Source organism: Neobacillus citreus (genome assembly GCF_018343545.2).
In the GTDB taxonomy this organism is placed as follows: Bacteria; Bacillota; Bacilli; order Bacillales; family Cytobacillaceae; genus Neobacillus; species Neobacillus citreus.
This window is the reverse complement of the sequence record NZ_JAGYPE020000079.1, coordinates 11,549-22,675: the sequence shown is the minus strand read 5'-3', so window position 1 is coordinate 22,675 and position 11,127 is coordinate 11,549. Positions and strand designations below refer to the sequence as shown.

Sequence of the window (11,127 nt, the reverse complement as noted above, 5' to 3'; positions counted from 1 at the left end):
AGGGGCCACTGCCGGCGTTATGTTATTCACCTTCCATCCGGACCACGTTGTGGAAATTAAGAACATGGCTATATCAGAAAAGTATCAGGGAATGGGAATTGGCAAAATGGCTATAAAGGAGTCCTTTGAAGTTTATCGGTCCAGAGGATTCAACAAAATGATTGTCGGCACCGCCAATTCTAGCATTGCCAACCTAGCCTTTTATCAAAAAGCCGGCTTCCGTATGTCGGAAATTAAAAAGGACTTTTTCAAAAAATACCCTGACCCAATCTATGAAAATGGCATTAGGGCTTTGGATATGGTGTTGTTTGAGAAAAATTTACCATAAACTAACATAATTTTGCTTGAAACTTAAAAACAAATCCAGTAAAATGAAAATTACTCAAATTCGGAAGGGTGAACATTAAGCCAATGAATAACTAATCCTATTTTTAGAAATAATTCGTAATAACGAACATAATTCTGGATAGGATTGGTATGGGCTTTTTTATAAAAAGGTTTAAATGGTACTTGGTGTACTATGACTTTTTGCGCCTGAAAAACCTCCTATCCATTGATCGGATAAGGAGGTTTTTTTATGGAAACAACAAAATCAGACATGACCCTTGGGGCATTGTTTCGAAATCGGGTGATTCAAACAATCCTACTTTCAACTTTTTTCCTGCAAATCGGGATTTGGGTCCGAAATTACTCGATTTTACTATTCGTAGTAGAAAAAACAAATGAAAATGCAGTAGCCGTGTCGCTCATTTCGGTGGCGGAATTTGCTCCAATCTTTCTATTTTCCTTTATTGGAGGAACATTTGCCGATCGCTGGCGGCCAAAAAGGACGATGATATGGTGTGATTTCCTTAGTGCGATATCGATCTTTGTTGTGCTGTTGGCACTTGTTTTTGGAAGCTGGAAAGCTATTTTCTTTGCGACTCTCGTATCCTCTATTCTTTCCCAGTTTTCACAGCCGTCGGGGATGAAGTTGTTCAAGTTGCATGTGAGGGAAGAACTCATCCAAATGGGGATGTCTATCTACCAAACCTTGTTTGCGTTGTTCATGATTCTCGGTCCTGTTATTGGGACGTTTGTGTATCAACGCTACGGAATTGATGCCGCGATTGCTATCATGGGTGTTGCCTTTTTACTGTCGGCGGGAATTCTATTTTTACTTCCAGCCGATTATGAGGTGGAGGAGAAGGCTGAAAAAACAACCATCACGCAGGAAATGAAAGCAGGGTTCAGTTACGTTTTGAACAGCCGTCCATTGACGATGCTTGGCGGATGTTTCGCGGCTGCCGGATTGGCGCTGGGACTGACGCAGCCGCTGGCAGTATTTCTTGTTACAGAAAAGCTCGGTCTGCCAAAAGAGCAGCTGCAGTGGCTGATGGCAGCATTTGGAGCAGGGATGATTTTAGGTGGCGGCCTTACTGTAGGATTGGCCAAAAAGACCCCGCCGCAAATTCTGCTAGCACTAGGAATGGCTATAAATGCGATTGTTTTTATGATGCTGGGGCTATCTGAGTTGTTCTGGCTAACTTTAACGGTTCAATTTATCGCTGGCTTATTTATGCCATGTATCCATATTGGAATCAATACGATGATTTTGAAAAATACAGATGCCGACTTTATCGGCAGGGTAAACGGAATTTTGAATCCGATGTTTATGGGAACGATGGTCATTACCATGACCGCAAGCGGCTGGCTCAAGGAAAAGTTTTCGCTTGTGGCGATGTATGAAACGACTGCGCTGTTATTTATCATCGGGGTGTTATTCCTAGTTCCGCTTTTCAAAGGGGCGGCTGTTTTGAAAAAAAGTGAAGAGGCTTAATTAAAATAAGGCTCAGTTCATTTTGAACTGGGCCTATTATTATCAATCTTTAACAAAAACTCTATAACAAATGTTAATCAACATATATCTTTATTCCATATTTCAAAGCAGTAGAAACCAGCTTCTGAACATCTTGCGGGCTGAGAGGACCATCCGGAGGTGGCGGCAATTTAGCAGGAACAGGTACACTTAGTTCCTTCATGAATTGCTCAAATCCAGAGGGATAAACAGATAATAATACTCTAGCTGTTTCCGTGTTCACTTTGAAGGTATGTGAAACTCCTCTTGGAGCATAAACATACGTTCCAGGCGTGGCTTTGATGATTGTATCGCCTACGTAGTAAGTAATTTCCCCTTCGAGAATGAAAAATGTTTCGTCTTCTCTCGTATGAATATGTAGAGGCGGTTCAAAACCTCTTCGTTCCTCTGTCAAAATAGTAGCGTATCGACCTTGTGTATCATCCCCATTTACTAAAAAAGAAACTATATTTCCCAAAAACATGAAAGTGTTATCCTTAGACGATTGACGAATAAATGGCTGATCCAAAATCTCGCCCCCCAATCTTTTACCACATAATAATATGCAATTCGACCTACGAATTATGTCTGTTGTACATTCTCATTAATTGACTGGTTAAAAATATATTTTTATTATGCGGGAGGATAAAAATGGTAAAATAATCATACTAAGACTTTGGAGGAATTCAATGATGGATTTAATTGAAAAAGCACTTCTATCGCACACCCTGTCGCGGTTGGCATGCTTTTGATGAAAGCGGGTTATCGCGATGAAGTGGTAGCAGCAGGAATTCTACATGATACTGATGAAGATACCGATTACAAACTAAAAGACATCAAACATGACTTTGGTGAAGAGATAGCTGAAATCGTGGCGGGATGTTCCGAACCAGATAAGTCGCTTTCTTGGGAGGATCGGAAGGAGCACACAATCGAATTTTTGAAAAACGCCTCCAGCGATATCCGTGCAGTTGCCTGTGCCGATAAACTTCACAATATCCGGTCGATTATTAAAGATTATGAGCAGGATGGTGATGAGGTCTGGCAAAGGTTTAACCGTGGCAAGGAGCAGCAGGAGTGGTATTATACCAACTTGGTCGAGAGTCTCAGACACCAGGGGGCGTTTAGTTTGGTAGAGGAACTTGAGAAAGAGGTGATCAGGTTGTTTAAGCGTTAGGATTTTTGACGCTCCAAATTTGTAGTCTTTGGGCATTACTTTAATAGAGAATGAAGGACATTTTGAAATAAGGACAGCATGAATTTGGTCTTCATCCGGTTTATGAAGGACATTTTAAACGATGAGCCGAATGGATTTGGTCTTCATCGTGTCTATGAAGGACATTTTGAATTTGGGACCCCATGAAGTTGGTCTTCATCAAGCCAATGAAGGACATTTTGAAGTAAGGGCAGCACGGATTTGGTCTTCATCAAGCTTATGAAGGACATTTTGAACCGATACCAACCGGATAATGTCCTTCATCAAAAAACGGGGGGCACATATAATCCATCCAATAGACAAACCAACCCCAGAAAAACCCGAAAATTTTAACAAGGGAGATAAGTATGGAAATAAGATTACTAAACTCAATCGATGCCGAAAGCTATTGGAAATTAAGATTAGAAGCATTGCAGCAAAATCCAGAGGCTTTTTTAACAAGCTATGAAGATGCCATGTCAAGAGAAAATCCGGTGGAACAAACCGCACAAAATCTCTCCACAGAAGGAACCTATACATTTGGGGCCTTCAATAACCAAGAACTCATCGGTGTCGTCACCCTAATGCACGAGAAACCCAGCAAAATCCGTCACAAGGCCAACATTTTTGCGATGTATGTGACACCTCATAAACGTGTATCCGGTGTAGGCAGCGCTTTACTTTCAGCCGCCGTTGAAAAAGCAAAATCAATCCAAACGATCGAAAAAATAAATTTAACTGTAACAGCAAGTAATGAAAAAGCGAAGAAGCTCTATACCAAGCATGGTTTTAAAGTATTTGGTTATGAAGAAAAGGCATTAATAGTGAATGGTGAATATTTTGATGAGGCGTATATGGTTTTACATCTAAAGCCATAATTAAGAATTCTGTGAAAGGTAGATTTTTGAAAAATGAATACTAATTTTAAAATAAAACATGCCCCGCCGGAGCCAACAGAATACAATGAGCTAAGAGTTGCGGGAGGCCTTAGCAGGAAGTCGCTTGAGGCTGCAACAGTCGGCCTAAAAAACACTTTATTTTCTGTTTGTATTTATGATCAAAGCACCTTAATTGGATTAGGCCGGGTAGTCGGCGATGGTGGTACTGTTTTTCATATTGTGGACATTGTTGTCAAACCTAGTTACCAAGGTCAAGGACTCGGAAAAGTAATCATGAAGGAAATAATCAATTATCTAGATAAGAACACGTATCCGGGCTCGTATGTGAGTCTAATTGCGGATGATCCTGCTAATAGACTTTATGAAAATTTTGGATTTCAATATACCTATCCAAAATCTCATGGAATGTATAAGATGTACTAGATACAGTTTATCGAGTCATATTAAAAGGGGGAGGCCCGAATGCTCAAAAGCAAAAACATCTACATAAGACCCTTTACCGAAGACGATGGAGAATCCCTGCTCAAATTGCAAATAGAGAACCGCTACTTTTTCGAAAAGTTCTCCTATGAGCGCACCAACGATTTTTACACAATCGAGGCACAGCAAAACAGAATCAAAGAGTTTGCAAAGGATTGGCAAACTGACCAGGCGTATACCTTCGGGATTTTTACAATAGATGACGCATTAATCGGCACAATCAATCTCTTCCAAGTTCTCCGCGGTTCTCTCCAAAGCGCCTTCATTGGTTACTTTTTGGACCAAAAGCACAACGGGAAAGGCTATACTACTGAGGCTGCAAAGCTCCTAGTGCAGTATGCGTTTAATGAATTAAATTTGCACCGTATCGAAGCGGGAGTCATGCCGCATAATATCGGCTCCATCCGGGTGCTGGAAAAGGCAGGCTTCCATAAGGAAGGAATCGCCATCAAGAATGTCAAAATCAATGGAAAATGGGAAGACCATCAGGTGCTGGCGATCATAAACCCAAATGATTAGAACATCCGGTGCAGGTGATTATCCCCAAAATGATTAGACCAAAAAACCGGCTAGCCTTAAAGGGCTATTCCGGTTTTTGCTCAAGGGCTTGTCTTTTCAAATACCCACAATCACTAGATCCAAAAAAATTTCTTAAAATCATCAAAAAAATCATGATGCTTATCTTTCTCTTCTTCTTTAACAACAATTACTTTATTAGCACGAATTACGACTTGTTCGGCATCAATAACGATTCTTCCTCGTTTGTCACGGTGATGCCTCGTTAAGCCTTCTACTTCAATCTCTATTTTTTCGCCATCTCTCCATCCACTATACACTTAAAAACCCCCCTTTCCACCATTATTTATTAAAATATGCTTGTACAGAAAAAAGGCTTGGACAAACATTCTTTTTTAAAACTGTATCGGTTTAAATCTACAAAAATATGTAACAAACCTCATTATATTAATAATCTTGTTTATGATAAAATTGTCCTGTAGAGAATGGAGGTAGCTGACGATGACTTTCTACAAAGCTCTAGTTTTCATACACATTTTTTCTGCCATTATCGGGATGGGTCCAGGGTTTATTTTAACAACGGTTGTTAAATCAGGAAAAACAATGACCGAACTGCGCCATTCCTATTCAATCCGTAATAAGTTACATATCTATGTCATGATTGGCGGTACGCTATTACTGGTCACAGGCTTAGGTCTTGGCCTATTCAATACAGCACTGTTCCGTCAAGGATGGTATCTTATAAGTCTTATACTCTTTTTGGCGGCACTCGCAATCGGCCCAATCGTCTTATCGCCTAGGTCCAAACCTATTAAGGCGATGCTGGAGTCCCATAAAGGAGATGACATTCCAGAAGAGTATTGGCGGTTATCTAAAGAGCTTTTCTTTTATGAAAACTTGGAAAATGTTATTTTTATAATTATCATTGCCCTTATGATACTTAAACCTTTTTAGGGAAAAATTAGAGTGCAAGGCCGAGTCGGTTTTGCACTTTGTCATTTAGGAGTGTTTTATGAAAAAGAAACTGGCCTATACAGGCGCTGGAATCCTGCTAGTTTTTCTACTATTAATGGGTACATATAAATTAATGAATTCACGAACCTTCCAGTTATTTGGGGACCTCACCTATAAGGGAGGTACAAATCAGAAGCTTGTGGCATTGACATTTGACGATGGCCCTTCGAAAAATATACCGGAGCTTCTCCCATTATTGGAAAAATACGATGCAAAGGCAACCTTTTTTCTAATCGGCAGCGATATCCAGAAACATCCCGGGGTAGCGAAAGAGCTGGCCGATGCTGGCCACCAGCTTGGCAACCATACCTATTCCCATGAACGAATGATTTTTAAATCACCTGCTTTTATTCGAGATGAAATTGAAAAAACAGATCAGTTAATACGTGAAGCTGGCTACCAAGGTGAAATCGATGTCCGCCCGCCAAATGGAAAAAAGCTAGTCGGTTTGCCTTATTATCTAAGTAAACATGATAGAGACACGATTACCTGGAACCTGGAGCCGGACAGCTACTACACCACTGCTTCAGACAAAGTGGAGTATGTAAGGAAAAACATAGAACCAGGGTCCATCATCCTGCTACACCCTTGGTACAGCGGATCTGCTGAAGAACTGAAAGCGGTGGAGGGAATCTTGCAATCCTTAACCGACAAAGGCTACAAATTTGTCACTGTAAATGAATTGCAAGAGTCCGCAAGCAAGTGATTTTATGAGGAGGAATTTATTATGAAAAGTGCCAATCCATATGTTTTTGTTGATAATTGCCTGAAAGTAATGGAGTATTATCAAGGGTTGTTTGGTGGAGATATTAAAAACATCCAGCAGACAGATGATGGCAAGTGCCTGCATGCCGAGCTTCACTTAGGAGACAGCATCATCCACTTCTCTGACACCTTTAGCAAAGTCCAGGCAGGGGATAACGTGAGAATCACGTTGGAGTGTGAGAGTGAAGAGGAAATTAGGAGAGTCTATGATTCCCTTAGCAGCGAAGGAAGAGTTACCTTTGCTTTACAAGAAACGTTCTGGGGTGCGCTGCATGCCAATCTGGTCGACCGCTTCGGAATTGGCTGGCTTTTAAATTATCAGAAATGAGAAGAAATGCTTTACTTCCAGGTAAAGCATTTTTTAATGTTTTTTATACCCGCTTTTTATACCCGCTTTTTATACCCCCTTTTTAATAAAAAACCCCATTTTATTTCATCTAAACGCTTAAACCCAATAATGAAAAGTTATAACCCTATAACAGATTTGTATTATCTTCCAGACGGTGGAACGGTGTAACATAATAGTAAATTAATGACCAAGAATTTAGGGAGGACTTTTATGTTATTAAAAAAACTGTCATGGGCAACTGTAGTACTGGAATCAAATGAAACTTCAATCCTTATTGATCCGCTCGGGGCGCCGATTAAGGGGCAAGACCAGCTGCTCGCTGCGAAATTAGGAGAACCATTGGAGCCTTTAGTTTCTCTTAGGACCATCAAAAGGCCCGATGCTATTTTGGTTACCCATTTCCATCCGGACCATTTTGATTATCAATCAGTCTTGGATAGTTTTGGTGATGATGTTCCACTTTATCTTCCAAAGGAATCTGAGAGCTATGCCGCTAAATGTGGATTTATAAACGTAATCGGGGTCAGACCAAATGAAGATTTTATTATAAATCATGTAAAGGTTTCTGCCTTCTATTCAGTCGATGGTTTCGGCTCTCCGCAGGTTTCTTGGATTGTTAATGATGGCGCCCATACGATTGTCCACTGCGGAGATACCCAGTGGCATGGTTTTTGGTGGCGGATGGAGCAGCAATATGGACCAATCCATGCAGCATGCCTTCCAGTAAACGGCCCCATCCTCCATGTTGCCGGTTTGAAAGCACAAAGCAGTTTGCCAGCCTGTTTGACGCCTGAAGAGGCAGTTGAAGCAGTGAAAATATTAAATGCTGAATATCTGGTTCCGATTCATTATGGAACCTTTAATAATCCTCCATTTTATATCGAAGCAAAAAATGTGGAGGAAAGGTTAATGCAAAGAGGCAATGAACTAGCCGTTAATATAAAAATTTTACGTCCAAATGAACCCCTTTTTCTTGGAGACACGATAAAACAATCTGCCAAATAAAAACAAACAGGAGCCATATCTATGAAAATTCAATTAATCAGACACGCAACGGTTAAAATCAGCATGAATCAATATCATTTCTTAGTGGACCCGATGTTCAGTTCTAAAGGAGAGATGGATCCGGTAGGGAATGCGGCCAATAAGTTCAGGAATCCCTTAGTGGAATTGCCGCTTCCTATTGAAACCATCCTCCATGACATTGACGCGGTCATTTTAACCCACTCCCATCGCGACCACTTTGATGATGCCGCAATCAAAACCATACCGAAGGATTTAAAGATTTTTTGCCAGCCTGAAGATGAAGAAAAGCTTCGTGGGCTTGGTTTTTCCAACGTTACAAAAATTAAGGAAGAAGAGAACTGGAATGGGATCCGCTTTACCAGAACGGGAGGGCAGCACGGAACTGGTGAATTAGGCAAGCAGATGGGACCTGTGTCCGGGTTTATTATGGATTCTGCCGAAGAACCTTCCCTGTATATTGCTGGAGACACCATTTGGTGCGATGAAGTTCAGGAGGCCTTGACGGAACCCTCACCTGAAATCATCATTTTAAATGGCGGGGAGGCACAGTTTTTAACAGGTGATCCGATTACTATGGGAATCAAGGATATTGAAAGAGTAAGTGAAGAGGCCTCATCCTCCAAAATTATTGTGGTTCACATGGAGTCATGGAATCATTGCCTGTTGAGCAGGGAAGAGTTGAGAGAATACATCGCAAAAAATGGCTTAAGTAATGTCACGGTCCCGTCTAACGGAGAAATTTTTGAGTTTTAAAGGTGAAGTCACGAGTGAACGAACTCGTGACTTTTTTTACAATGAAATTCTGTCTCCTCGGCTATTGGGCTGGGAAGTGACTAGAAATTCAATGTCATTGTCTGTCTCGTTGAAAATTTGATGAGGCACCATAGGCGGCACTTCGTATCCTTCGAATTGTTCGAGAATCATTCGTTCACCATCAACCTCAAGGGTGGCTGTTCCGGACAAAATGAAAAAGAATTGCCGAGCATGGACATGGTAATGTCTTTCTTCAGCAGTATTGGGAGGCATGCGTTCATGGATGATACTCAAATTTGCATCTTTCACTAAATGCCAGCCGTCACATTGTTGTCCCCAAATGTAGTGTTCTGCATTAGATTTGCTTCGTTTCATTGTTTCTACCTCCATTCACCACTACTTGTACATACATTATACTACCTTTCATTAGACAGATAGTTTGATAATTTCCGATGTTTATCTAAAATGGTAAAATGTTCAAAAGGGCTAAAAAAGGATGAGCGCGCTATATGAATATTGATTACTTTCGAAGTTTTGTAGAAACGGTCAATCAAAAAAGTCTATCCAAGGCAAGTGAGCGTCTTAATATATCGCAGCCGGCATTAAGCAAGCAAATCCGGAAATTAGAAGATTTCTTTGATGCGCCATTATTAGTGCGGTCCACATCAGGAGTCGTTCTTACCGAGGCAGGGGAGTTAGTCTACAAAAGGCTGCCGCAAATTCTTGGTGATCTATCGATTCTTCAAAATGATCTTAACAGTTTGAAGGAAATAAGAAGTTATAGAATTGGAACCTTGCCAAGTTTGGCCGGTAATTATATCCCGTCCCGAATCTTAAAATTGAAGGAGAAAGGGATTCACGTGGAGGTTGTTATAAAGAACGGCTCTCAAGAAGTATTTGAACTCCTAAAAAATGGGGAAATCGATGCCGCCATCATTGAAGAAATGCCGGTCAATAAAACGTATTGGCAAAAGGAAATTTTTGAAGAGCCTTTATATGCTATCCTCCGCACTTCTCATAAACTTTCTGAAAAACAGTCTGTTCAGATTGAAGAGATTAGTGACGAGGAATTTGTATTATATCCTTCCTTCTGTACGATTAGGGAAAGTGTCAGCAGGATGTTCCATGAACAGGAGAAAGAGCTTAAGATTATTAGAGAAATAGATTTTGGAGATTTTTTAATTGGATACGTTGCGGCCGGGTCTGGGATTACCGTGGTACCAGAAATGAGTATCAAGAATCTGGGGAACTCATTTGTAAAAGCCATACCTTTAAACCACTCCTTAGCCAAACGGACAATTTCGCTTATTGCAAATTCGAACACAACTGGAAAAGCATTATATCCATTTTTTAAAAAACTTTAGGGGGAAGGGATTTTGTTTAAAGATATTATTGAAACTGAGGCAGAACTGCGGTCATTTCTGGGAACACCGAGTGAACTCGCATCCAAAAAAGTCATTCATCATTTGGACGATCATTGCGTGGAATTTCTTTCAAAATCACCGTTTTTGGTGATGGCTACAGCTGACTAGCAGGGGTTTTGTGATGTTTCCCCAAGGGGAGACCAGCCTGGATTTGTCCTTGTTTTAAATGAAAAACAATTTGTCATACCGGAGCGGCCAGGCAACAAAAGGGTAGATTCATTGCGTAATATTTTATCCAATCCCAGAGTTGGTCTGCAGTTTTTCATACCGGGGTTAGGTGAGACGCTGAGGGTAAATGGGAAAGCTTGTATAGTAAGAGATGACGTGTTGCTTGAGAAGATGGCGGTCCGCGGGCAGAAGCCGCTTTTAGGGATTGGAGTGGACGTGGAAGAGTGTTTTATACACTGCGCAAAAGCCTTAAGACGCTCAGGTTTATGGGATACAGAGTCCTGGCTTGAAAAAGAACTGCTTCCATCTGCGGCTAAGATCCTTTTTGCACACGCAAAGCTCCCAGATTCCAATGTCGATACTATTCAAAAAAGTCTTGAGGAGAGCTATACTAAGAGGTTGTATTGATTATAGAAATTTGGGATGGGACTGGGGGACAAAACTGCTATGCAGAATAGGAGAAAATTTGTCTTTGATAGTCTAGAAATAGTGTTTTAAGCATTCATAAGACAGATTCGTCGGTCAGGTCGATAGGAAATGGTCTTGTAAAGGATTCGTAAGCCAGATTCGCCGGTCAAGTCGATAGGAAATGGTCTTATGAAGAATCCATAAGACCAGATTCGTCGAGTTGAGCGATAGGAAATGGTCTTATAAAGAATCCATAAGACCAGATTCGTCGGGTTGAGCGATAGGAAATGGTC

17 protein-coding genes and 1 pseudogene are annotated in these 11,127 nt (G+C 40.9%); 14 read left to right on the top strand and 4 right to left on the bottom strand.

Annotated features, from left to right (window positions below; all coding sequences use genetic code 11):
* Together KHB02_RS26665 and KHB02_RS26660 are read left to right on the top strand one after the other, a co-directional pair.
* The coding region (locus tag KHB02_RS26665) for a GNAT family N-acetyltransferase (protein WP_241114116.1) at nucleotides 1-328 on the top strand (328 nt) is incomplete at its 5' end.
* A gap of 249 nt (nucleotides 329-577) precedes the next feature.
* Nucleotides 578-1,819, top strand: coding sequence for an MFS transporter (locus tag KHB02_RS26660; protein WP_213146402.1), 1,242 nt, complete (start codon nucleotides 578-580; stop codon nucleotides 1,817-1,819).
* 73 nt (nucleotides 1,820-1,892) lie between these two features.
* Here KHB02_RS26660 and KHB02_RS26655 read toward each other — a convergent pair whose 3' ends face one another.
* Nucleotides 1,893-2,366, bottom strand: a complete 474-nt coding sequence (locus KHB02_RS26655; RefSeq protein ID WP_213146403.1) for a cupin domain-containing protein — start codon at nucleotides 2,364-2,366, stop codon at nucleotides 1,893-1,895.
* A 189-nt stretch (nucleotides 2,367-2,555) separates the two neighbouring features.
* Between KHB02_RS26655 and KHB02_RS26650 the strand changes: the two genes are divergently transcribed.
* The 5 genes from KHB02_RS26650 to KHB02_RS26630 all read left to right on the top strand — a co-directional run bounded on the left by KHB02_RS26650 (nucleotide 2,556) and on the right by KHB02_RS26630 (nucleotide 4,930).
* Nucleotides 2,556-3,014, top strand: a complete 459-nt coding sequence (locus KHB02_RS26650) for an HD domain-containing protein (protein ID WP_338088331.1) — start codon at nucleotides 2,556-2,558, stop codon at nucleotides 3,012-3,014.
* A 121-nt stretch (nucleotides 3,015-3,135) separates the two neighbouring features.
* Complete coding sequence (locus tag KHB02_RS26645; RefSeq protein WP_241114115.1) at nucleotides 3,136-3,276, top strand: hypothetical protein; 141 nt, start codon at nucleotides 3,136-3,138, stop codon at nucleotides 3,274-3,276.
* A gap of 124 nt (nucleotides 3,277-3,400) precedes the next feature.
* Nucleotides 3,401-3,910 (top strand): GNAT family N-acetyltransferase, encoded by a 510-nt coding sequence (locus KHB02_RS26640; RefSeq protein ID WP_213146405.1) that lies wholly within the window; start codon nucleotides 3,401-3,403, stop codon nucleotides 3,908-3,910.
* A 33-nt stretch (nucleotides 3,911-3,943) separates the two neighbouring features.
* Nucleotides 3,944-4,354, top strand: coding sequence for a GNAT family N-acetyltransferase (locus tag KHB02_RS26635; RefSeq protein ID WP_213146406.1), 411 nt, complete (start codon nucleotides 3,944-3,946; stop codon nucleotides 4,352-4,354).
* 39 nt (nucleotides 4,355-4,393) lie between these two features.
* Nucleotides 4,394-4,930, top strand: coding sequence for a GNAT family N-acetyltransferase (locus KHB02_RS26630; protein ID WP_213146407.1), 537 nt, complete (start codon nucleotides 4,394-4,396; stop codon nucleotides 4,928-4,930).
* A gap of 113 nt (nucleotides 4,931-5,043) precedes the next feature.
* Here the strand turns inward: KHB02_RS26630 and KHB02_RS26625 are convergent, their stop codons facing one another.
* The gene (locus KHB02_RS26625) at nucleotides 5,044-5,247 is read right to left on the bottom strand and encodes a hypothetical protein (RefSeq protein ID WP_213146408.1); all 204 of its coding nucleotides are present in this window, start codon (nucleotides 5,245-5,247) and stop codon (nucleotides 5,044-5,046) included.
* 181 nt (nucleotides 5,248-5,428) lie between these two features.
* On the opposite strand from KHB02_RS26625, the gene KHB02_RS26620 reads away from it, so the two are divergent.
* The 5 genes from KHB02_RS26620 (at nucleotide 5,429) to KHB02_RS26600 (ending at nucleotide 8,834) form a co-directional block, all read left to right on the top strand.
* Nucleotides 5,429-5,881 (top strand): DUF2269 family protein, encoded by a 453-nt coding sequence (locus KHB02_RS26620; RefSeq protein WP_213146409.1) that lies wholly within the window; start codon nucleotides 5,429-5,431, stop codon nucleotides 5,879-5,881.
* 58 nt (nucleotides 5,882-5,939) lie between these two features.
* On the top strand, nucleotides 5,940-6,647 hold the full coding sequence (locus KHB02_RS26615) for a polysaccharide deacetylase family protein (RefSeq protein ID WP_213146410.1): 708 nt from the start codon (nucleotides 5,940-5,942) through the stop codon (nucleotides 6,645-6,647).
* Between the two features lie 21 nt (nucleotides 6,648-6,668).
* Nucleotides 6,669-7,034, top strand: coding sequence for a VOC family protein (locus KHB02_RS26610; protein ID WP_213146411.1), 366 nt, complete (start codon nucleotides 6,669-6,671; stop codon nucleotides 7,032-7,034).
* 231 nt (nucleotides 7,035-7,265) lie between these two features.
* Nucleotides 7,266-8,060 (top strand): MBL fold metallo-hydrolase, encoded by a 795-nt coding sequence (locus KHB02_RS26605; protein WP_213146412.1) that lies wholly within the window; start codon nucleotides 7,266-7,268, stop codon nucleotides 8,058-8,060.
* Between the two features lie 21 nt (nucleotides 8,061-8,081).
* A complete protein-coding gene (locus tag KHB02_RS26600) occupies nucleotides 8,082-8,834 on the top strand; it encodes an MBL fold metallo-hydrolase (RefSeq protein WP_213146413.1) in 753 nt (250 codons plus the stop codon).
* 36 nt (nucleotides 8,835-8,870) lie between these two features.
* Here the strand turns inward: KHB02_RS26600 and KHB02_RS26595 are convergent, their stop codons facing one another.
* A complete protein-coding gene (locus KHB02_RS26595) occupies nucleotides 8,871-9,209 on the bottom strand; it encodes a cupin domain-containing protein (protein WP_213146414.1) in 339 nt (112 codons plus the stop codon).
* 134 nt (nucleotides 9,210-9,343) lie between these two features.
* Between KHB02_RS26595 and KHB02_RS26590 the strand changes: the two genes are divergently transcribed.
* Together KHB02_RS26590 and KHB02_RS26585 are read left to right on the top strand one after the other, a co-directional pair.
* A complete protein-coding gene (locus tag KHB02_RS26590; RefSeq protein ID WP_213146415.1) occupies nucleotides 9,344-10,198 on the top strand; it encodes a LysR family transcriptional regulator in 855 nt (284 codons plus the stop codon).
* Between the two features lie 9 nt (nucleotides 10,199-10,207).
* Nucleotides 10,208-10,834, top strand: a pseudogene (locus KHB02_RS26585) (pyridoxamine 5'-phosphate oxidase family protein).
* 86 nt (nucleotides 10,835-10,920) lie between these two features.
* Here the strand turns inward: KHB02_RS26585 and KHB02_RS26580 are convergent.
* Nucleotides 10,921-11,127 (bottom strand): hypothetical protein (locus KHB02_RS26580; RefSeq protein WP_241114114.1); only part of this gene is annotated, 207 nt, incomplete at its 5' end.